The organism is Streptomyces cyaneofuscatus (assembly GCF_042718795.1).
Lineage (GTDB): Bacteria > Actinomycetota > Actinomycetes > Streptomycetales > Streptomycetaceae > Streptomyces > Streptomyces cyaneofuscatus_A.
Genome location: NZ_JBHXOX010000021.1, coordinates 12,775 through 33,136 on the forward strand (window position 1 = coordinate 12,775; position 20,362 = coordinate 33,136).

The window sequence follows — 20,362 nt, forward strand, 5'->3', positions numbered from 1 at the left end:
CCCCGAAAGTGTCAGAGTTTGCGCAGGGACAGCTTCTGGACCTTGTGGTCCGGGCCCTTGCGGAGGACCAGAGTGGCACGGCCGCGCGTCGGAGCCACGTTCTCCATCAGATTCGGCTTGTTGATGGTCCGCCACATGGTGCGCGCGTAGTCCAGCGCCTCCTCCTCGGAGACCTGGGTGTACTTGCGGAAGTACGAGGACGGGTCCTGGAACGCCGTGTCGCGCAGCTTCCGGAAGCGGCTCAGGTACCAGGTCTCGATGTCGTCGGCGCGCGCGTCCACGTACACGCTGAAGTCGAAGTAGTCGGCGAGCCCGACGCGCGTACGCCCGTCCCGGCCCGGCAGCGCGGGCTGGAGGACGTTGAGCCCCTCCACGATGAGGATGTCCGGGCGGCGGACGGTGAGGCGCTCGCCGGGGACGATGTCGTAGATCAGGTGCGAGTAGACGGGTGCGGTCACCTCGTCCTTGCCCGCTTTGATGTCCGCGACGAACCGGGTCAGCGCCCGCCGGTCGTAGGACTCCGGGAACCCTTTGCGCGAGGTCAGCCCGCGCGCCCGCAGCTCCTTCATCGGCAGCAGGAACCCGTCCGTGGTCACCAGCTCCACGCGCGGGTGCTCGGGCCAGCGGGCGAGCAGCGCCTGGAGGATACGGGCGCTGGTGGACTTGCCGACGGCGACACTGCCCGCGACCCCTATGACGAACGGGGTGCCGCGCTGGGCCCCGTGCCCGTTCCCGGCGTCCCCGAGGAAGGTGTTCAGTGCGCCGCGCAGCCCGGACGTGGCCTGGACGTACAGGTTGAGGAGCCGGGAGAGCGGCAGGTAGACGTCCCGCACCTCGTCCAGGTCGATGACGTCCCCGAGCCCCCGCAGCCGCTCCACCTCGTCGGCGGTCAGCGGCAGCGGGGTCTTGTCCCGCAGGGCGCTCCACTCGTCGCGCGAGAGGTCGACGTAGGGGGTCGGCGCATGCTCGGTGCGGCGCTGCGGGCTCCGTGCGGGCGAAGTGATCACCCTTCATTGTTGCGGGAGTTTTAACGGAGTGGGGGGTGGGCTCGGTCACGTGGGTGTCCGCCGGTGTGCTGTAGGCGAGTGTGCGGTAGGCCGGTGCACTGTGGGCCGGTGTGCTCTGTGCCGGGACGGCCGTACGGTCAGGGCTTGAGGATCTCGCGCCGGCTCTCGCTCCGGTCGTACTTCCGGGTCACGGCGATGACCTCGCGGCCGGCGGCGTCCCGGATCAGGTGGCCGGTCACCTTGACGCCCCCGACCGTGGCCATCGCCCGGTCGATCCGGGCCGGTGCGTCCGGCGGGATGCGCAGCGCGTCGGCCACCTCCTGGTAGCCGAGGTCGGCCCAGGCGACGAGCAGCAGGACGTGCCGGTCCCCGGGCGAGAGCGAGGCCGGCGCCCCCGCCGGCGGCGCCTGTACGGCGATCCGGTCGTCGGTCCGGTCGCTCCAGGACGCGGCGACGGGGTCGTGGCCGGTACGGGACAGGGCCTTCAGCGCCCGTACCTCGGTACGCCGGTGCTTGCCGATCAGGTTGGCGGCGATGCCGTACAGCCAGGGCCGGGCCGGCCGGCGGTCGGTGTCGTACCGGCCCCGGGTCCGGAAAAGTTCGCGGGACTTCCGGGCCTGTTTGTAACATCGCGGGCCGCCCGGGCGTGCCTATGACAGGAAGCGGCGGACGGAACGACGGCGGTTCCCGCACGACCACCGAAAACGACCACAGTCAGGATCAGGATGTCGAAGGAAGCTGAGTTCGACGCCTTCTACACGGCGACGGCGAAACGCCTGGTCGCCACCGTCTACGCGATGACCGGCGACCTGGCGGAGGCCGAGGACGCGGTCCAGGAGGCGTACGCACGGGCCTGGCAGCGCTGGGACCGGCTGACCCGCGAGGGCGACCCGCTCCCGTGGGTGCGGACCGTCGCGTCCCGGCTCGCGGTCAGCGCCTGGCGCCGCACCCGCAACCGGCTGCGCGCCCAGTTGCGCCACGGCCCCGCTTCGGACGACCCGGGCCCGTCGGGGGTCCTCGGCGACCGGGCCGCGCTGGTGGCGGCCCTGCGCGGGCTGAGCCAGGACCAGCGGCGGGCGGTGGTGCTGCACCACCTGCTCGATCTGCCGGTGGAGGAGGTGGCCCGCGAGACGGGCTCCACGAACGGAGCGGTACGGACCCGGCTCAGCCGGGCCCGCAGGCAACTGGGCGAGCGGCTCGCCCCCATGGACGCGTACGACGACGAGGGGATGGCCCGGCATGGCTGACATCGAGGAACTGCTGACCGACACCCCCGTGCGGCTCGCCCCGGCCGCGGCGGTCCGCGCCCGCGGCGACCGTCGCCGGACCCGTAGGCGGGCGGCCGTGGCCGTGGTGGCGGTCGTGGCCGCCGGCGCGATGGGCTTCGGCGCGTGGGCGGGCCTGGTGCTGCCGGAGGGGTCGGGCGGCGGCGGTACGGAGGTGGCCTCGGCGGGCTCGAACCCGTTCATGTCCGACGGGGTGGTGCGGACCCCGGACCCGGCGGAGCTGCTGGCGAACGAGGTCCTGCACTGGAGAGCCGTCCACCCGGAGTCGGACGACGAGGCCGAGGCCGACCCCTTGCCGGAGGTGGGTCCGGGCAACACGTGCGGGGCGTGGTCCGGCGACGCGGACAAGCCCGAGCAGCAGTTCACCAGCGTCTACACGGGCAAGGACGGCGCCCGCGCCCGGTACCGCGTCTCCCAGTACGCGACCCGGGCCGCGGCCGCCGTCGCCATGAAGGAACTGGACACGACACTCGTCAACTGCGGGGTGGAAAAGGCCGTGGGGGAGCCGGACGGCGAGTACACCGGGGTGGCCGAGGACACGGGGGACCGGCTCGACGTCACCGTGAGGTCCTGGGGGGCGTGGGTCGCGGTGCAGGAGATCCAGCTACCGCCGGTGGAGTCGAACGACTGACCTGTCGGGCCCGGGCATGGGGCGGCGGCCACCCGACGGGGAGTCGGGTGGCCGCCGTTCTCATGGGGCTCGCCGCGTGGTGCGGTTGGGGCTCGCCGCGTGGTGCGGTCGTCGCTCAGGAGGCGGTGTTCAGCGTCAGGCCGGAGCTCGCCGGCCTGGCCGAGCTGGAATTCTCCCCTATCGCCCCGGAGGAAGCCGCTGACCTGGATGACTGTGTGTACCTGCTGGGTGTCCGCCCGGAGTTCGTGACTCGGTGAATTCCGCTCGCCGATCGGCCCCCGCCCTGCGGGGGCCCGTCGTCACCAGAGGTCCACCACCGGAAAAGGTGCCGGGCCTGGCCCTTGGGGGATGGGGATTCAGCACGTGGTCATGGAGCGTCCGGCGGTCGGGTTCCCCGCTGATTCGGTGCAGTGGCTGCCGGTCGACGCCGCTGACGACACCGTTCATGAGGCGGTCGTCGCGCTCGGTCCCGACTGTCGCCTCGGGAGCGCGAAGCGTCCCGTCTTCCTGACAGCATGGCTTCCCTGCCTGAAGGGAAGCTTTCTGTCGTTTCTCGGTCTGAGCCCTGCCGGCCACCAGTGGCCGGCAGGGCTCGCCGGTGACGGCTTCGCCGCGGCGCGCCGGGCCGATCTGGCCGCCGCGCCGGTCGCCGGGCCACCGCACGGTCAGAACCCGGCTCTTCCGCCGGCTGCCCCACCTGTGCGCCGAGCTGGCGGGGCATCTGGACAACGTGAGCGGACAACTTCGCCGGCCTGGCGACGGGAAGCCGCACCTGGACCGACCCCCTGACCGGAGCCACCGGAGAGGGCGGTTTCTACGACGGCACGTTCTTCCACCGCCGTGTGCCGGACTTCCCCGACGCGGACACCTTCGTCCAGCCGTTGGTGGGCACCGGGAACGTCCTCGCCAACGGCGACAACCGGCCGAGGCCGACCACGTCATCAGGGACACCCTGCGGTTCACCGGTCGCGGCGGGCCATTAAGCGGTTCCGGGCGATCCAGGACACCGTCGCGAGGGACGCCCCGTTGATCCCGGTCCGGCACCGGCAGCGCCAGGTGGTCACGCGCTCAGCGGTCCTGGGCGGCCACCGCCTGGCCGAGGGCGCCGTCTGGCGCCTGTGGGAACTCTCCGCCTGCTCCGAGGTGCGCGGACGGGTCCGAGGTTCCACCGGATCGCGACCGCGGGCGGCTCCTCCGCTCCTCCTCCGAGGTCCGGGAGAAAGTTCCGGAAGAAAGTTTCGGGCGGCGTGTCGATCGGGTGCCGTCCCGTTCGTCGTCATCGTGTAAGGCGACCCGCACCCGGCGGGCGCGCCGCACAGGTGACAGGAGTCGGACCATGAAGTACATGCTGCTGATCCACAGCGGGGCCGTCGACGAGCAGGGCGGGGCGCCGCAGTGCACCGTCGAGGACTGGATGGCCTACGACAAGGACGTGCGCGACGCGGGGATCCACGTCTCCGGGGAGTCGCTGGCCGATCTGGTGACCGCGACCGCCGTGCGGGTCTCGCCGGCGGGGGAGCGGACCGTGACGGACGGGCCGTTCGCGGAGACGCGGGAGCTGCTGGGCGGGTTCCTCGTCATCGACGTGCCGGACCTCGACGCCGCCCTCGACTGGGCCGCGCGCTGTCCCGGCGCGCGGGACGGCGGCTCGGTCGTCGTCCGGCCGGTCGCGGACTTCGGGGGCTGAGAGCGGTGGCGGGTGAGGGCGCGTCGCCCGGGGAGCCGGAGGAGGCCGGGGAGCCGGAGGAGGCCCGGGTCGCCGTCGAGGCGGTGTTCCGGGAGGAGCGGGGGCTGCTGCTCGCCTCCCTCGTACGGCGGTTCGGGGATCTCGACCTGGCCGAGGAGGTGACGTCCGAGGCGATCGAGGCGGCCCTGCGCCACTGGCCGGCCGAGGGCGTTCCCGCCCGGCCCGGGGCGTGGCTGCTGACGACCGCGCGGCGCAAGGCGGTGGACCGGTTGCGGCGGGACCAGGCGTACGCGGCGCGGCTCGCCGTCCTCCAGGCCGACGCGGAACGGGACGAGGCCGTCGCCGCGCCGACGGGGACCGGTGAACTGCCCGACGAGCGGCTCCAGTTGTTCTTCACCTGTACCCACCCCGCCCTCGCCGCCGAGGACCGTACCGCCCTCACCCTGCGCTGCCTCGCCGGGCTCACCACCCCCGAGGTGGCGCGGGCCTTCCTCGTGCCGACGGCGACCATGGGCCAGCGGATCGTGCGGGCGAAGAAGAAGATCCGCGAGGCCCGGATCCCGTTCCGGGTGCCTGGCCCCGACGAACTGCCCGAGCGGCTGCCCGGGGTGCTCCAGGTCGTCTACTCGGTCTTCACGGAGGGGTACGCGGCCAGCTCCGGCCCCCGTCTCCAGCGGCTCGACCTGGCCGAGGAGGCGGTCCGGCTGGCCCGGATACTGCACCGTCTGCTCCCCGGTGAGCGGGAGGCGGCCGGGCTCCTCGCGCTGCTGCTCCTCGTCCACGCCCGGCGCGCGGCCCGGACCGGCCCGGAGGGCGAGCCGGTGCTCCTGGAGGACCAGGACCGGCGGCTCTGGGACCGGGCGATGGTCGAGGAGGGCCGGGCGCTGGTGGTGCGGGCGCTGACCGGGGGGCCGGCCGGGCCGTACGGGGTGCAGGCCGCCATCGCCGCCCTGCACGACGAGGCGGCGGACGTGGAGTCCACGGACTGGGCGCAGATCGTGGCCCTGTACGACGTGCTGCTCACCCTGAACCCGTCCCCCGTGGTCGCGGTGAACCGCGCCGTGGCGGTCGCGATGCGCGACGGGCCGGGGGCGGGGCTGGCGCTGCTCGACACGTTGGGCGGTGAGCCCCGGCTGCGGGCGTACGGGCCGTACGCGGTGGCGCGGGGTGATCTGCTGAGCCGCCTGGGGCGGGGTGGGGAGGCGGCCGTGGCGTACCGGGAGGCGCTGGAGCTGGCGGGCACCGAGCCGGAGAGGGCGGCGCTGCGGCGGAAGCTGGGGGAGGGGTGATCCTTCGCCCGCCCCCGGGAGGGCTCCCCGGAGCCCTCGGAGCCCCCGGAGCCCCGGCGCCCCGGAGTCCCGGAGCCCTCCCTCAGGGTTGCTTCACCCGCGGAGCGGGTGGGCCGGTGTCACCTGCCGCCGGTGGACGAGGATGTCGAACCACTCGGCCAGGGAACCGCCCTTCATGTGGTGAGCGGTGTCGTTGTCCGGGTCGTGGCGTGGTCCGATGGCCCGGGACGTGGCGCTCTGCGCGAGCCAGTCGGCGACGGGCCGCGGAGCGTCGGTCCGGAGGTTCAGCAGGTAGTCACCGGCCGCCCGGTCCTCCAGGACCGACTCCACCAGGGGCGGTGCGGGGCTGGGCACCTGGTGGGGCGGGGCTCCGGTGTACGTGGCCAGTTCACCGCGGCCGAAGGTGAGTCCCATCGACAGGTACCGGTCCCCGAGCCGGTCCTGGAGGTGGCTGCCGGCGTTCGGCGGGGCGCTCGCCGGCCTCGGCGGGAAGCTGATGACCCGGCCGGGTGCCCTGGCGGAGTGGGAGCTGGAGGTCCAGAACAGCACCTTGTGGCCGGTGTGCCCGTGCCACCACACGACGTTCTCGGCGAAGAGCCGCTCGTAGCAGGCCATGTTGTGCGGGTCGTTCGGATCGTCGTCGTGGTCGTGGAGTTCGTAGTACTGGACGATCACGCGGGCGTTGTGGAGCGCCCAGGCGTGGCCGTCGGAGGCCGGCAGCCCCGCCACCAGGGCGTGCGCCGCTCGCGCCCGGTCGCGCCAGGACCGCCTGTCCGGCTGGGCGCGGAAACGCCGCGTGTGCTCGGCCACCTCGCCTTGCGGCCGGAGGCCGGCGTAACGGGACTCCAGCTCGTCCAGCAGGTGGGGCGCGGCCCGGCGCACGTGGTCGGCCACCGCGTCGTACGCCGATGGTCCTGTCTTGTGGGGGCTGACCCCGACGAGACGGACGGGGTCGCGTTGGTGCTCCTCGTTGAAGGCGCGCATCCACCGGACGAGGGCCAGCACCTCGGCGGTGCGGTAGAAGGGCTCCGCGGTCTCCAGCAGCGCCACGGGATCTCCGGCCCCGGTGCGTACGTATGTGTCGAGCCGGACGCCGAGCGTCCAGTCCTGGTCGAAGGCGACCGCGCGGAATCCGGCCTCACCGACCAGCAGCCTGGCGATGCGCATCTGGAGGGTGAAGAGTTCATGCGCTCCCCGTGTTCCGGCCCCGTATCCCACCACGGCCGTCCGCTCACCGAGCATGTCCAGGAGCGGCCTCAGGTCTTCCAGCGGGGCCGAGGCGTCCATGGTGGTCAGAGGGTGCGCCGTGCTCCTGATCCATTCCTGGACCGCCGTGTGGTGTTCCGGTGAGATCGTCATGGGGTCACTCTCCGGCCTCAAGCCCGGTTGAGGTCAAGCCTTTCCGCCCTGCTCGTCCCCCGGCCTCGTCGCCTCTCCCCGTGGACCGGCAGGTCACGCGCCGGGAGCGCCGGGAGCCCCGGGAACGCCGGAATCGTCGGGACCGTAGGACAGCTCCAGGGAGACCGGCTCGGTCTGCTGGTCGGAGGCGGTGACGTGGGTGGTGTGGCGGGTCAGGCGCAGGCCCATCGCGGCGAGTTCGCCGGGTTCGTGGAGGGCGCAGAGCAGGGCCGCCGCCGCCGGGAGGGTGAGGGGGGTGGTGGGGCTCAGGCCGAGGACGGCGGCGGTGTCGGGGGCGGTGAGCGCGGCCTCCTGGGCGTGGTCGAGGACTTTGCCGGGGTCGTCGACGACGAGTTCCTCGACCTGGATGAGGCGGGTGCGGACGCGGAGGTCCAGGGGGCGCCGGGGGAGCTGCCGCGGAGGGGCGAGGGCGGGAGCGGGTGCGGGGGCGGGGGTGACGGAGGGGCGAGCGTCCGGATGGGTCAGGTTCGGGCGGTTCATGAGGCGGGCTCCAGGGTGCGGGCGTACGGGACCGTCGAGTTCGGGCCGAGGACGGAGGCGAACGGGCGGGGAGGGCGCCGGTCGTTCACGTGCGGTCCCGTGGAAAGGTGGTGATGGTGCGACGGAAGAGGAGGTGGCTGATCCGGACGCGCGGGCGATCGAGGATCGAAGTGGCCAAAAGGGCTCCGCGAGGGGTGCGAGAGGCGGTGACAACGCTCCGCCGCGTCGTGGTCGGTGGGGGCAGACATACTCACCATGGGAGCGGCGCGCGATCGTCGCAAGGTGCGCTGTGTGCACTGTGCGCAGGCTGCGTGAACTGTCGGATGTCGGGCCGGAGCGGAAGGATGAGCCGTGGCACGTGAAAGGTCGGGCCGGACAGCGCAGCACCTGGTCCTGGTGGCGCGGCTGCGGCACCTGCGGGAAGGGGCGGGCCTGTCCGTACCCCAGGCCGCCAAGCTGCTCGGCTGGCACCCGTCGACGCTGCGGAGGCTGGAGCAGGCGCAGACCTCCCTGGACGTGGGGCAGGTGTCCGCCCTGCTCGACCGGTACGGGGCGGGCGCGTCCGAGACCGACGACATCATGGGCCGGCTGAACGCGGCCAACATGCCCGGCTGGTGGCACCCGTTGCGCGATGCGATGGACCCCTGGCTCATGGACCTGATGAGCGTGGAGTCGGCCGCGAGTGTCGTACGTACCTGGGACCCGGCGCTCGTACCGTTGCTGCTGCGGACCCCGGCGTACGCCATGGCCGTGGACGCCGCCCTGCGGCCCGGGCTGGACCCCGCGGCCCGGCGGCGGCGCGCGGATCTGCTGGTGATGCGTCAGCGGCGGCTGCGGGAGCAGCAGACGCGGGTGTGGGCGGTCCTGCCGGTCACCGCGCTGCGCTGCCGGGTCGGCGAGGGCGAGGTGATGCGCGAACAGCTCGCCGCGCTCCAGGAGGCCGCGGAGCGGCGGGATGTGATGGTGCAGCTCCACGCCGGGGACGCACCGCCCCACCCGCTGACCGGGGTTCCGGCACTGAGTCTGTACCGCGTGGAGATCCGGGAGATCGCGGACCACGTGGTGCGTGAGGGCGGGCTGCCGGGAACGGCGGAGGTGTGGGACAGCGGCCCGCCCGTACAGGAGTATCAAGCGATGCTGGACGTGTCGTGCGTGATGGCGATGCGTCCGGACCGAACGAGGGAGGTTCTGCAGGATGAGTACGACCGGGAACGGGGCTGAACTGCCCGCGCAGATCGACACGAGCGTCGCGCACTCCGCGCGCGTGTGGAACTACTGGCTCGGCGGGAAGGACAACTTCCCGGCGGACCGGGCCGCGGGCGACGCCTACCGGGAGAAGTACCCGCTGATCGAGACGTTCGCGAAGGAGTCGCGTGACTTCCTGCGCCGTACGGTGACCTACCTCGCCCGGGACGCCGGGATCAGGCAGTTCCTGGACGTCGGCGCCGGGCTGCCGACGGCGAACAACACGCACGAGGTCGCCCAGCGGATAGCCCCGGACGCGAAGATCGTCTACGTCGACCACGACCCGCTGGTGCTGCTGCACGTCCACGCGCTGCTGACCAGCAGCGCCGAGGGCGCGACCGCGTACGTGGAGGCGGACATGCGCGACACGGAGGCGGTCCTGGAGGGCGCGGCGAAGACCCTGGACCTGAGCGAGCCCGTCGCGCTCGTGATCTCCGACGTGCTGGGGCACATCGTGGACTGGGACGACGCCCTGTCGCTGGTACGGCGGCTGGTGGCGCGGCTGCCCTCGGGCAGCTACCTGTCCCTGTCCCACTCCACCGCCTCGGACGAGGCCCACCGGGCGGTCCAGGACGAGTACAACAGCAGCGGGGCGATCCCGTACATCTTCCGCGAGCCGGAGACCACCGTCGCGTTCTTCGACGGGCTGGAGATGGTGGAGCCGGGGATGGTGTCCTGGCCGAACTGGCGGCCCGACGCGAACACCGGCACCACCACCGCCCGGGCCGGCTGGGGAGCCGTCGCCCGCATTCCCTGACCGGGCCCGTCATCGCCGCGCCGCGCACCCGTACCGCGGGTGCGCGGCGCGCTCCGTCCGCCGAGGGGGCGCGGTATGAGCACCACGACGCACACGACCGGACCCGACGCCGCGGGCCCGGGGGATCCGCGCGCGGTGCGGGAGGCGATGGCGGACCGGCTGCTGCGGGCCGCGACGCGCTCCGGTGCGCAGTTGGTCAGCGAGGCCGCCGTGCTGGTCCAGGGGGCGGCGGTGCTGGCCGACCCGATAGCCGGGGCCGTCTACAGCACGCCCGCCACCGCGGCGGCCGACGGCGTCCACGCGGTTGCCCATCCGCAGGACCACCCGCACCATGTGCAGCGCCCGGCGGCCGGAGCCGTGCTCGTCCTGCATCCGGCACCCACCATGCCCGCCGAACACGTCGGGCTCGTCGCCACCACCACGGCGGCCCTCCTGGAGGTGCGCGGGCAGCGCGCCGCCGAGCTGCGCGCCGAGCAGATGCGGCTGCACACCACCCTGCTCCGGCTGCTGCTGGCCGGTCACACCACCTCCGTCACGAACACCGTGCGCGCGGGCGGGCTCACGCACGTCACGCTGTACCGGCTCACCGGCCCCGACATCCCCACCGCCCACCAGGTCCTGTGGCGGGCCGTCCGCCCGTCCCTGGCCGGGCACGGCGGCGCCTGCGTCCTGATCGGTGAGGTGGACGGCGAGCTCCTGGTCGCCGAGCTCCACCACGGCAGCGACGACGGGCGCATCCTGCGCCTGGTCTCCCGGGTGAGCGAACGTCACCACCTCCTCGCGGGCCTGGCAGGACCGCTGCCCCTGGCCGAGACGCCCACCGCCCACGCCGACGCGGCGGCGGCCCGGCACAGCGCCACCCCCGCCCACCGCATCGTCCCCGCCGACGCCGTCGGCACCCCTCAGCTCGCCCGTCTGCTCCCCCCTGGCCCGTACACGGCGTGGGCGCGATCCGTGCTGAGCCCGCTGACCCCGGAACACCGGCACCTGCTCCTGGTCCGGCTCCGCACCGGCACCGCCCCCCGGGCCGCCACCGCGCTCGGTCTCTCGCCCGGCACCGTCCGCACCCGGCTGCGCGCCCTGGCCGCCCTCCTGGACGCGGACCTGGACGACATCACCGTGCAGGCCCACCTGCTGCTCGCGCTCCGCGCGCCCACGCGGGGCGAGGGCCAGGGGGAGGACGAGGGTCGGGCGGAGAGCAACGGCCAGGCAGAGAACGGCGGCCGGCCGGAGAGCACCCGCCGAGATGACGGCCCGCCCCGCCTGGCGACGCTGCCCACCGGCATCCTGGACACCGACGCGGCCCGCACCTGGGCCGTCGGCCTGGTCGGGGCGCTCGAACCCCACCTGCGGATCGCACTCGCCTGCTGGCTCCGCCACCACGCCCGAACCGCCCCCGCGGCGACCGAACTGCACGTCCACCGCACCACCCTGACGGCCTGGCTCACCCGGTGCGCCGAGCGCCTCGGGCAGAACCTCGCCGATGCCGCCGTCCGAGCCGAACTGCACCTCGCCCTGGAGGCCACTGCGGAGGACGGGGACGACCCGCGCGCTCTGCCCCGCAGAGGCGGCCGCACCTACCGCCGCCTCTGAGCACACCGGCGCCGTGCGGGAGTGGCCAAAAACTACACCTTGACCCGCTCATGACATGGCTCCATCCTGTGCCCGTCGCACAGCTCCACCCCCCACCCCGACGGACTCAGGAGACTGCCAGCATGCGACTCGCCAACACACGGAAATCCCGCCCGGCGAAAGCCAGAACGAAGACCGGCACGGCCAGGACGAAGGCCCGGCGGAACGCCACCCTCGCCGTCCTGCTCGCCCTCGGTCTCGCCGCCCCGGCGACCGCCGTGGCCACCGCCGAGCCCGCGCCCCGTAACAAAGCCGTCGCGGCCGAGGAGCGGCCGGTCCAGTACGAGATCACCGGGCGCACCACTCCGGCCGCCCGCACCGACATCCTCCGCACGGGCGTCACGATCGACGAGGTCCACGACCACGGCATCGTGATCAGCGCGAAGGCCGACCAGGTCAGGAAGCTCCGGGCCAAGGGCCACGTCCTGGAGGCGCTGCCCGCACCGGACGCCCACGCCCACGGCGGGGAAGGCGTCGGCGCGCTCGACTTCCCGCCGGCCGACTCCCGCTACCACAACTACGCCGAGATGACGGCGGCGATCGACGCCCGTATCGCCGCCAACCCCTCGATCATGAGCAAGCGGGTCATCGGCAAGACCTACCAGGGCCGCGACATCGTCGCGATCAAGATCAGCGACAACGTGGCCACCGACGAGGCCGAGCCCGAGGTCCTGTTCACCGCCCACCAGCACGCCCGCGAGCACCTGACGGTCGAGATGTCGCTGTACCTGCTCCGCGAGTTCGCGGCGGGGTACGGGAGCGACTCCCGGATCACCCAGGCGGTCAACGGCCGCGAGCTGTGGATCATCCCGGACATGAACCCGGACGGCGGCGAGTACGACATCGCCTCCGGCTCGTACCGGAGCTGGCGCAAGAACCGGCAGCCCAACTCCGGCTCCACCGCCGTGGGCACCGACCTCAACCGCAACTGGGCCTTCAAGTGGGGCTGCTGCGGCGGCTCCTCCTCCAGCCCGTCCTCGGACACGTACCGCGGTACGGGCCCCGAGTCCGCGCCCGAGACGAAGGTCGTGGCGGACTTCGTCCGCAGCCGGGTGGTCGGCGGGAAGCAGCAGATCACGGCGGCCATCGACTTCCACACGTACAGCGAGCTGGTGCTCTGGCCGTTCGGCTACACGTACAACGACACGGCCCCCGGTATGACGGCCGACGACCGCAACGCGTTCGCGGCGGTGGGCCAGAAGATGGCGGCCAGCAACGGGTACACCGCCGAGCAGTCCAGTGACCTCTACATCACGGACGGCTCGATCGACGACTGGCTGTGGGGCTCGCAGAAGATCTTCGGCTACACCTTCGAGATGTTCCCGCGCTCGTCCTCGGGCGGCGGCTTCTACCCGCCGGACGAGGTCATCGAGCGCGAGACCTCCCGTAACCGGGACGCGGTCCTGCAACTGATCGAGAACGCGGACTGCATGTACCGGTCGATCGGCAAGGCGGCGCAGTACTGCTCCTAGGACCCGTGAGAGCCGAGGACCGGAACAGTGGGCCGCGCCGGGCGGTGTGACATGCCGTCGGGCGCGGCTCGCCCCGCCGTGGAGCCGCATCCGGCCTTAGGCTGCCGTTATGTGCGGAATCGTGGGTTATGTCGGTGGTCAGTCGGCGCAGGACGTCGTCGTCGCGGGACTCAAGCGCCTCGAATACCGGGGCTACGACTCGGCGGGTGTCGCCGTGCTCGCGGACGGCGGGCTCGCCGCCGCGAAGAAGGCGGGCAAGCTCGTCAATCTGGAGAAGGAGCTGGGGGACCGGCCGCTGCCGGCCGGGCGGACCGGGATCGGGCACACGCGGTGGGCCACGCACGGGGCACCCAACGATGTGAACGCCCACCCCCACCTGGACAACGCGGGCCGGGTCGCCGTCGTCCACAACGGGATCATCGAGAACTTCGCGGCCCTGCGGCGCGAGCTGACCGGGCGCGGGCACGCGCTCGGGTCGGAGACGGACACCGAGGTCGTCGCGCACCTGCTGGCCGAGGCGTTCTCGGCGGGCGGGGACCTGGCGGACGCCATGCGGCAGGTGTGCCGACGGCTGGAGGGGGCCTTCACCCTCGTCGCCGTCCACGCGGACCAGCCGGACGTCGTCGTCGGCGCCCGGCGCAACTCACCGCTCGTGGTGGGCGTCGGGGACGACGAGTGGTTCCTCGCCTCCGACGTCGCCGCCTTCATCGCGCACACCCGGTCCGCCATCGAACTCGGCCAGGACCAGGTCGTCGAGCTGAGCCGCGAGGGCGTCACCGTCACCGGGTTCGACGGGGACCGGGCGCAGGTGCGCGAGTACCACGTCGACTGGGACGCCTCCGCCGCCGAGAAGGGCGGCTACGCCTCCTTCATGCTCAAGGAGATCGCCGACCAGCCCCAGGCCGTCGCCGACACCCTCCTCGGCCGGATCGACGGCGAGGGCTCGCTGACCCTGGACGAGGTGCGCATCCCCGACGCCGAACTCCGCGAGGTCGACAAGGTCGTCATCGTGGCCTGCGGGACCGCCTTCCACGCCGGGATGATCGCCAAGTACGCCATCGAGCACTGGACCCGGCTGCCCTGCGAGACCGAGCTCGCCAGCGAGTTCCGCTACCGCGACCCGATCCTCGACCAGCGCACCCTCGTCATCGCCATCTCCCAGTCCGGCGAGACCATGGACACCCTGATGGCGCTCCGGCACGCCCGCGAACAGGGCGCCAAGGTCCTCGCCATCTGCAACACCAACGGGTCCACGATCCCGCGCGAATCCGACGCCGTCCTCTACACGCACGCCGGGCCCGAGGTCGCCGTCGCCTCCACCAAGGCCTTCCTCACCCAGCTCGTCGCCTGCTACCTCGTCGCCCTGTACCTGGGCCAGTTGCGGGGCACCAAGTGGGGCGACGAGATCCGTACGGTGGTGCGCCAGCTCTCCGCGATCTCCGGCGAGGTCGACCGCGTACTGGAGACGATGGAGCCCGTCCGCGCGCTGGCCCGCTCCCTCGCCCACCACGACACCGTCCTCTTCCTCGGACGCCACGTCGGCTACCCGGTCGCCCTCGAAGGCGCGCTCAAGCTCAAGGAGCTCGCCTACATGCACGCCGAGGGGTTCGCGGCCGGAGAGCTGAAGCACGGGCCGATCGCGCTCATCGAGGAGGGCCTTCCGGTCGTCGTCATCGTGCCTTCCCCGCGCGGGCGTTCCGTCCTCCACGACAAGATCGTCTCCAACATCCAGGAGATCCGGGCCCGGGGCGCGCGCACCATCGTCGTCGCCGAGGAGGGCGACGAGGCCGTCGTCCCGTACGCCGACCACCTCATCACCGTCCCCGCAACGCCTACGCTGCTTCAGCCGCTGGTCGCCACCGTGCCGCTCCAGGTCTTCGCCTGCGAGCTGGCGACGGCCCGTGGCAACGAGGTGGACCAGCCGCGCAATCTGGCGAAGTCCGTGACCGTGGAGTGAGCCGGGGCGCGCGCCCCGCGTGATGGGGATGGCGAGGGTGGGTTCGTGATCATCGGAGTCGGGATCGACGTGGCCGAGATCGAGCGGTTCGGCGCCGCGCTGGAGCGTACGCCCCAGTTGGCCGACCGGCTCTTCGTCGGGAGTGAGCTGACCCTGCCCAGCGGCGAGCGGCGCGGCATCGCCTCGCTCGCCGCCCGGTTCGCCGCGAAGGAAGCCCTGGCCAAGGCCCTCGGCGCACCGGGCGGGCTGCTGTGGAGCGACGCGGAGGTCTGGGTGGAGGCCAGCGGGCAGCCCCGGCTGCGGGTGAGCGGCACGGTGGCCGCCCGCGCGGCCGAACTGGGCGTGCGCGGCTGGCACGTCTCGCTCAGCCATGACGCGGGGGTGGCGTCGGCGGTGGTGATCGCGGAGGGGTGAGGGCCCACCCGCGGACCTGCGCCCCGCGGACCCGCACCCCGGCCCGCGCGCGGGTCTGCGGGGGTGGCGTCAGCCGTCCTGATCGCCCAGGGTTGGCGGTATGCGACGTGCCTACAGTGTGGAGACCGTACGGGCCGCCGAGGCCGCCCTCATGAAGCGGGTGCCCGAAGGCGCCCTGATGCAGCGCGCCGCCGCCGGCCTCGCCGCCGCCTGCGGCGATCTGCTGCGGCGCGGCGGCCGGGTGTACGGATCCCGGGTCCTGCTCCTGGTCGGCAGCGGCGACAACGGGGGCGACGCCCTGTACGCGGGCGCACGCCTCGCCCGGCGGGGCGCCGGAGTGCGCGCCCTCCTCGTCTCGCCCGACCGGGCGCACGCGGGCGGCCTCGCCGCGTTCCTGGCCGCCGGGGGGCGCGTGGCCGACGGACCCGACGGGCTGGGGGACCTGGACCTCGTCGTGGACGGCATCACCGGCATCGGCGGGCGCGGCGGCCTCCGCGAGGACGCGCTCGCCCTGCTGCGGGCGGTGACCCGGGCCCACGGCCGTACCCCCGTCATCGCCGTCGACCTGCCCAGCGGCGTCGAGGCCGACAGCGGGGAGGTGCACGGCGAGGCCGTCCGCGCCGACGCGACCGTCACCTTCGGCACGTACAAGCCGGGCCACCTCATCGACCCGGCCGCCGAACACGCCGGCGCCCTGCGGCTGGTGGACATCGGGCTCGGGCCGGAGCTGCCGGAGCCGCCGGACCTGGAGGCGCTCCAGTACGCGGACGTGGCGGCGCTGCTGCCGGTCCCGGGCGGCGAGAGCGACAAGTACAGCCGGGGCGTCGTCGGCGTCGTGGCCGGTTCCGAGCGCTACCCGGGCGCGGCCGTCCTCGCGGTCGCGGGCGCCCTGCACGGCGGCGCCGGGGCCGTCCGGTACGTCGGGCCCGGCGCGGACGCCGTGATCGCCCGTTTCCCGGAGACCCTGGTGCACGCCGGGCCGCCGTCGAAGGCCGGACGCGTCCAGGCCTGGGTGATCGGGCCCGGCCTCGGGGACGGCCGGTGGGCGGAGGAGGCCGTCGCCGACGTGCTGGGCGCGCCCGTCCCCGTACTGGTCGACGCGGACGGACTGCGGCTGCTGGACCCCGAGACCGTACGGACCCGGACCGCCGCCACCGTCCTGACCCCGCACGCCGGGGAGGCCGCCGCGCTGCTCGGCGTGGCGCGCGAGGAGGTGGAGGCCGGGCGGCTCGCCGCCGTACGGGAGCTGGCCGCCCGCTACCGCGCCACCGTCCTCCTCAAGGGGTCCACGACCCTGGTCGCGGAGGCCCGCGACACCCCCGTACGGGTCAACCCGACCGGGACCGCGTGGCTCGCCACGGCGGGCAGCGGCGATGTGCTCTCCGGGCTGACCGGGTCGCTTCTCGCGGCCGGACTCGCCCCGCGTGACGCCGCGTCCGTCGGCGCCTACCTGCACGGACTCGCCGCCCGGCACGGCTCCGACGGCGCCCCGGTCTCCGCGCAGGACGTCGCGCACGGCATCCCGGCGGCCTGGCGCGACGTGCGGGCGGGGTGAGCGGGGGCGAAGGTGGAAGCCCCGAGGCCCCGGCAGAAGGGCGGTTCAGGCCATGGCCGACCCCGTACGCGTACGCAGGGTCTACGACCCGCCCGAGGGCGGCGACGGCACCCGCGTCCTCGTCGACCGGCTCTGGCCGCGCGGCGTCTCCAAGGAGCGCGCCGCGATCGACGTGTGGCTGAAAGACGTCACCCCCTCGGACGAGCTGCGGTCCTGGTACCACCAGGACCGCTCCGGCGCCCGCCACGACACCTTCGTCGACCGCTACCGCACCGAACTGGACGACCCGGCCCACACCGAGGCCGTCGACCGGCTGGCGGGGATCGTGCGCGCGGGCGGGCCGGTCACGCTGATCACCGCCGTGAAGGACGTCGCCGACAGCCATGTTCCCGTCCTGGTCGACCACCTCCAGCATGTGATGAAACGTACATAGGTGTGGATACCGGCGTGCACTGCCGGGGAGGTGGCGGGCGCCTCTGAGAGACTGGGCGCGATGAACGAGACAGCGTCCCTGAGAGCCCGTGCCGAGATCGACCTCGCCGCGCTGCGCGCCAATGTGCGCGCCCTGCGCGCGCGGGCGGCCGGTGCACAGCTCATGGCCGTGGTGAAGTCCGACGGGTACGGGCACGGGGCCGTGCCCTGCGCCCGGGCCGCCCGCGAGGCCGGGGCCACCTGGCTCGGCACCGCCACCCCGCACGAGGCGCTCGCCCTGCGCGCCGCCGGGCTCGACGGCCGGATCATGTGCTGGCTCTGGACGCCGGGCGGGCCCTGGCGCGAGGCCATCGAGGCCGACATCGACGTGTCGGTCGGCGCGCTGTGGGCGCTCCGCGAGGCCGTCGCGGCCGCCACCGCTGCCGCCCGCCCGGCCCGCGTCCAGCTCAAGGCCGACACCGGCCTCGGCCGGGGCGGCTGCCAGCCCGCCGACTGGCCCGAACTCGTCGCCGAGGCCCGCGCCGCCGAGCGGACCGGCGCCATCCGGATCACCGGCCTCTGGTCCCACTTCGCCTGCGCCGACGAGCCCGGCCACCCGGCCAACGCCGCCCAGCTCTCCGCGTTCCGGGACATGGTCGCGTACGCCGAGAAGGAGGGCGTCGAGCCCGAGGTGCGCCACCTGGCCAACTCCCCGGCCACCCTGACGATCCCCGAGGCCCACTTCGACCTCGTACGGACCGGCATCGCGATGTACGGCGTCTCGCCCGCCCCCGAGCTGGGCACCCCCGCCGAGCTGGGGCTCCGCCCGGTGATGACGCTCGCCGCCGCCGTCGCCCTGGTCAAGGACGTCCCGGCCGGACACGGCGTCAGCTACGGCCACCACTACGCCACCCCCGCCGAGACCACGCTCGGCCTCATCCCGGTCGGCTACGCGGACGGCATCCCGCGCCACGCCTCGGGGCGCGCGCCCGTCCTGGTCGGCGGCAGGATCCGTACGGCGGCGGGCCGCGTCGCCATGGACCAGTTCGTCGTCGACCTCGAAGGCGACCGGCCCGAACCGGGCGCGGAGGCGGTGCTGTTCGGACCGGGCGACCGGGGCGAGCCGACCGTCGAGGACTGGGCGGTGGCGGCCGACACGATCGGGTACGAGATCGTCACCCGGATCGGCAGCCGGGTACCGAGGGTGTACGTGAACGAGAGCGCCGATCCGGCAGGTTCGGCCCATCCGACCGGGGACGTACCCCAGGTTCGGCCCATCCGACCGGGGGGCGCACCACAGTGAGCGAGAGCAGTGCGGGAGCGGTGGCGGGGGACGTCATGGCGGTGGCCGCCGCGACAGCGCCCGGCTGGCGCCGGGCGGGCGTCGCCGGGGCCGCGATAGGAGTGCTGGCCGCCGGTGCGGCGGCCGGGGTCGCCGTCGAGCGGCTCACCGTCGGGCGCGGGATGCGCAAGAAGGCCCGCCTCGCGCTGGACGCGACCGGACCGTACGGCTCCCTGCGCGGGGCGCCGGGCCGGGCCGTCGCCGACGACGGCACCGAGCTGTACTACGAGGTCGACGAGGTGGAGCCGCCGGAGCCCGCCGACGGAGCGGGGTCCGACGGCAACCGCCGCCGCCGGCTCTTCGGGCGCAAGGCCCCCGCCCCCGTCACCGTCGTCTTCAGCCACGGCTACTGCCTCGGCCAGGACTCCTGGCACTTCCAGCGCGCCGCCCTGCGCGGCCTCGTCCGCGCCGTCTACTGGGACCAGCGCAGCCACGGCCGCTCCGGGCGCGGGCGCGCCCAGGCGGACGGGGTGCCGGTCGGCATCGACCAGCTCGGCCGCGACCTCAAGGCCGTCATCGACGCGGCGGCCCCCGAGGGGCGCATCGTGCTCGTCGGCCACTCCATGGGCGGCATGACGATGATGGCGCTGGCCGACCAGTACCCGGCCCTGATCCGCGACCGGGTCGCCGCCGTCGCCTTCGTCGGCACCTCCAGCGGCAAGCTCGGCGAGGTCAACTTCGGGCTGCCGGTGGCGGGCGTACGGGCGGTGCGCCGGGTGCTGCCGGGCGTGCTGCGGGCGCTGGGGACGCAGGCGGAGCTGGTGGAGAAGGGGCGCCGGGCCACCGCCGACCTCTTCGCCGGGCTGATCAAGCGGTACTCGTTCAGCTCGCGGGACGTGGACCCGGCCGTCGCCCGGTTCGCGGAGCGGCTCATCGAGTCGACCCCGATCGACGTGGTCGCCGAGTTCTACCCGGCCTTCACCGAGCACGACAAGAGCGGCGCGCTGCCCGCCTTCCGGGACGTCCCCGTGCTGATCCTGGCCGGGGAGAAGGACCTGGTCACCCCCAGCTCGCACAGCGAGGCCATCGCGGACGTCCTGCCGGATGCCGAGCTGATCCTGGTGCCGGACGCCGGGCACCTGGTGATGCTGGAGCACCCGGAGACGGTCACCGACCGGCTGGCCGACCTGCTGGTACGCGGCGGAGCTGTGGCTGCCGCTAACGTTGGCGAGCATGGAAGCACCGCACAGCAGCCCGGCCGCCGATAGCCGGGAGACGGCCGTTCCCGAAGTCGTCACCGAGGCTGTTCCCGAGGCCGTCACCGTCACGCTCACCGTCGAGTCGCCCGAGCAGATGCAGGACCTCGGCCGCCGCCTCGCCCGGGTCCTGGCCCCCGGCGACCTGGTCATGCTCACGGGCGAGCTGGGCGCCGGGAAGACGACGCTGACCCGGGGGCTCGGCGAGGGCCTCGGTGTGCGCGGCGCGGTCACCTCGCCCACCTTCGTCATCGCCCGCGTCCACCCTTCCCTGGTGGAAGGGCCCGCCCTGGTCCACGTGGACGCGTACCGGCTGGGCGGCGGGCTCGACGAGATGGAGGACCTGGACCTCGACGTGTCGCTGCCGGAGTCGGTGGTCGTCGTGGAGTGGGGCGACGGCAAGGTGGAGGAGCTCTCCGAGGACCGGCTGCGCGTGCTCATCGACCGCGCGACCGGCGACACCGACGACGAGCGGCGCGAGGTGACCCTGGTGGGCATCGGCCCGCGCTGGGCGGGGCTGCCGGAGGACCTGGCGTAGCCCGCGGCGGTACGCGGAGATCACCTTCCCGACGGGCTGTCGGT

General features: G+C 73.8%; 19 protein-coding genes and 1 pseudogene. 16 read left to right on the forward strand and 4 right to left on the reverse strand.

The genetic code is table 11. From position 1 onward, the window contains the following. Nucleotides 1-11 precede the first annotated feature (11 nt). Complete coding sequence (coaA, locus tag ACFWRT_RS23560) at nt 12-1,007, reverse strand: type I pantothenate kinase (RefSeq protein ID WP_161267069.1); 996 nt, start codon at nt 1,005-1,007, stop codon at nt 12-14. Nucleotides 1,008-1,144: 137 nt separating this feature from the next. Continuing rightward, a pseudogene (locus tag ACFWRT_RS23565) lies at nt 1,145-1,603 on the reverse strand (RNA polymerase sigma factor); the annotation flags it as partial. Nucleotides 1,604-1,732: 129 nt separating this feature from the next. Here ACFWRT_RS23565 and ACFWRT_RS23570 point away from each other — a divergent pair. The 5 genes from ACFWRT_RS23570 to ACFWRT_RS23590 all read left to right on the forward strand — a co-directional run bounded on the left by ACFWRT_RS23570 (nt 1,733) and on the right by ACFWRT_RS23590 (nt 5,900). Then, nucleotides 1,733-2,254 (forward strand): SigE family RNA polymerase sigma factor, encoded by a 522-nt coding sequence (locus tag ACFWRT_RS23570; protein ID WP_380950103.1) that lies wholly within the window; start codon nt 1,733-1,735, stop codon nt 2,252-2,254. Continuing rightward, nucleotides 2,247-2,924, forward strand: coding sequence for a hypothetical protein (locus ACFWRT_RS23575; RefSeq protein WP_380950104.1), 678 nt, complete (start codon nt 2,247-2,249; stop codon nt 2,922-2,924). The genes ACFWRT_RS23570 and ACFWRT_RS23575 overlap by 8 nt, the downstream gene beginning before the upstream one ends. A gap of 47 nt (nt 2,925-2,971) precedes the next feature. Further along, nucleotides 2,972-3,181, forward strand: a complete 210-nt coding sequence (locus ACFWRT_RS23580) for a hypothetical protein (RefSeq protein WP_380950105.1) — start codon at nt 2,972-2,974, stop codon at nt 3,179-3,181. Between the two features lie 1,079 nt (nt 3,182-4,260). Further along, nucleotides 4,261-4,611 carry a YciI family protein gene (locus tag ACFWRT_RS23585; RefSeq protein ID WP_380950106.1) on the forward strand — a complete coding sequence of 117 codons (351 nt, stop codon included), beginning with the start codon at nt 4,261-4,263 and terminating at the stop codon, nt 4,609-4,611. 5 nt (nt 4,612-4,616) lie between these two features. Then, the gene (locus ACFWRT_RS23590) at nt 4,617-5,900 is read left to right on the forward strand and encodes an RNA polymerase sigma factor (RefSeq protein ID WP_380950107.1); all 1,284 of its coding nucleotides are present in this window, start codon (nt 4,617-4,619) and stop codon (nt 5,898-5,900) included. Between the two features lie 93 nt (nt 5,901-5,993). Here ACFWRT_RS23590 and ACFWRT_RS23595 read toward each other — a convergent pair whose 3' ends face one another. Then, a complete protein-coding gene (locus ACFWRT_RS23595) occupies nt 5,994-7,259 on the reverse strand; it encodes an erythromycin esterase family protein (protein ID WP_380950108.1) in 1,266 nt (421 codons plus the stop codon). Between the two features lie 93 nt (nt 7,260-7,352). Continuing rightward, the gene (locus tag ACFWRT_RS23600) at nt 7,353-7,799 is read right to left on the reverse strand and encodes a hypothetical protein (RefSeq protein WP_380950109.1); all 447 of its coding nucleotides are present in this window, start codon (nt 7,797-7,799) and stop codon (nt 7,353-7,355) included. 351 nt (nt 7,800-8,150) lie between these two features. Here ACFWRT_RS23600 and ACFWRT_RS23605 point away from each other — a divergent pair, with 351 nt between their 5' ends. From ACFWRT_RS23605 to tsaE, 11 genes are all read left to right on the forward strand, one after another. Continuing rightward, nucleotides 8,151-9,020 carry a helix-turn-helix domain-containing protein gene (locus ACFWRT_RS23605; RefSeq protein WP_380950110.1) on the forward strand — a complete coding sequence of 290 codons (870 nt, stop codon included), beginning with the start codon at nt 8,151-8,153 and terminating at the stop codon, nt 9,018-9,020. Further along, on the forward strand, nt 8,995-9,801 hold the full coding sequence (locus ACFWRT_RS23610) for an SAM-dependent methyltransferase (RefSeq protein WP_380950111.1): 807 nt from the start codon (nt 8,995-8,997) through the stop codon (nt 9,799-9,801). Before ACFWRT_RS23605 ends, ACFWRT_RS23610 begins: the two co-directional genes overlap by 26 nt. Before the next feature lie 75 nt (nt 9,802-9,876). Beyond that, nucleotides 9,877-11,394, forward strand: coding sequence for a helix-turn-helix domain-containing protein (locus ACFWRT_RS23615; protein WP_380950112.1), 1,518 nt, complete (start codon nt 9,877-9,879; stop codon nt 11,392-11,394). A gap of 122 nt (nt 11,395-11,516) precedes the next feature. Then, a complete protein-coding gene (locus tag ACFWRT_RS23620) occupies nt 11,517-12,905 on the forward strand; it encodes a M14 family metallopeptidase (protein WP_380950113.1) in 1,389 nt (462 codons plus the stop codon). Between the two features lie 109 nt (nt 12,906-13,014). Continuing rightward, a complete protein-coding gene (gene glmS, locus ACFWRT_RS23625; RefSeq protein WP_380950114.1) occupies nt 13,015-14,862 on the forward strand; it encodes a glutamine--fructose-6-phosphate transaminase (isomerizing) in 1,848 nt (615 codons plus the stop codon). A 45-nt stretch (nt 14,863-14,907) separates the two neighbouring features. After that, nucleotides 14,908-15,276 carry a holo-ACP synthase gene (locus ACFWRT_RS23630; protein WP_380950115.1) on the forward strand — a complete coding sequence of 123 codons (369 nt, stop codon included), beginning with the start codon at nt 14,908-14,910 and terminating at the stop codon, nt 15,274-15,276. A gap of 100 nt (nt 15,277-15,376) precedes the next feature. Beyond that, a complete protein-coding gene (locus ACFWRT_RS23635) occupies nt 15,377-16,831 on the forward strand; it encodes an NAD(P)H-hydrate dehydratase (protein ID WP_380950116.1) in 1,455 nt (484 codons plus the stop codon). Between the two features lie 52 nt (nt 16,832-16,883). Beyond that, nucleotides 16,884-17,264, forward strand: coding sequence for a DUF488 domain-containing protein (locus ACFWRT_RS23640; protein ID WP_380950117.1), 381 nt, complete (start codon nt 16,884-16,886; stop codon nt 17,262-17,264). 60 nt (nt 17,265-17,324) lie between these two features. Further along, complete coding sequence (alr, locus tag ACFWRT_RS23645) at nt 17,325-18,545, forward strand: alanine racemase (RefSeq protein WP_380950118.1); 1,221 nt, start codon at nt 17,325-17,327, stop codon at nt 18,543-18,545. After that, the gene (locus ACFWRT_RS23650; RefSeq protein WP_380950119.1) at nt 18,542-19,792 is read left to right on the forward strand and encodes an alpha/beta fold hydrolase; all 1,251 of its coding nucleotides are present in this window, start codon (nt 18,542-18,544) and stop codon (nt 19,790-19,792) included. Before alr ends, ACFWRT_RS23650 begins: the two co-directional genes overlap by 4 nt. Then, complete coding sequence (tsaE, locus tag ACFWRT_RS23655) at nt 19,758-20,318, forward strand: tRNA (adenosine(37)-N6)-threonylcarbamoyltransferase complex ATPase subunit type 1 TsaE (RefSeq protein WP_380950120.1); 561 nt, start codon at nt 19,758-19,760, stop codon at nt 20,316-20,318. The genes ACFWRT_RS23650 and tsaE overlap by 35 nt, the downstream gene beginning before the upstream one ends. Nucleotides 20,319-20,362: the final 44 nt, after the last annotated feature.

Excerpts from the sequence above, each read along its gene's own strand:
- glmS (WP_380950114.1), top strand. The coding sequence starts at position 13,015 with ATGTGCGGAATCGTGGGTTATGTCGGTGGTCAGTCGGCGCAGGACGTC.
- ACFWRT_RS23635 (WP_380950116.1), top strand. The coding sequence starts at position 15,377 with ATGCGACGTGCCTACAGTGTGGAGACCGTACGGGCCGCCGAGGCCGCC.
- ACFWRT_RS23595 (WP_380950108.1), bottom strand. The coding sequence starts at position 7,259 with ATGACGATCTCACCGGAACACCACACGGCGGTCCAGGAATGGATCAGG.
- ACFWRT_RS23585 (WP_380950106.1), top strand. The coding sequence starts at position 4,261 with ATGAAGTACATGCTGCTGATCCACAGCGGGGCCGTCGACGAGCAGGGC.
- ACFWRT_RS23640 (WP_380950117.1), top strand. The coding sequence starts at position 16,884 with ATGGCCGACCCCGTACGCGTACGCAGGGTCTACGACCCGCCCGAGGGC.
- ACFWRT_RS23570 (WP_380950103.1), top strand. The coding sequence starts at position 1,733 with ATGTCGAAGGAAGCTGAGTTCGACGCCTTCTACACGGCGACGGCGAAA.
- ACFWRT_RS23575 (WP_380950104.1), top strand. The coding sequence starts at position 2,247 with ATGGCTGACATCGAGGAACTGCTGACCGACACCCCCGTGCGGCTCGCC.
- ACFWRT_RS23610 (WP_380950111.1), top strand. The coding sequence starts at position 8,995 with ATGAGTACGACCGGGAACGGGGCTGAACTGCCCGCGCAGATCGACACG.
- tsaE (WP_380950120.1), top strand. The coding sequence starts at position 19,758 with ATGGAAGCACCGCACAGCAGCCCGGCCGCCGATAGCCGGGAGACGGCC.
- alr (WP_380950118.1), top strand. The coding sequence starts at position 17,325 with ATGAACGAGACAGCGTCCCTGAGAGCCCGTGCCGAGATCGACCTCGCC.
- ACFWRT_RS23600 (WP_380950109.1), bottom strand. The coding sequence starts at position 7,799 with ATGAACCGCCCGAACCTGACCCATCCGGACGCTCGCCCCTCCGTCACC.
- ACFWRT_RS23615 (WP_380950112.1), top strand. The coding sequence starts at position 9,877 with ATGAGCACCACGACGCACACGACCGGACCCGACGCCGCGGGCCCGGGG.
- ACFWRT_RS23620 (WP_380950113.1), top strand. The coding sequence starts at position 11,517 with ATGCGACTCGCCAACACACGGAAATCCCGCCCGGCGAAAGCCAGAACG.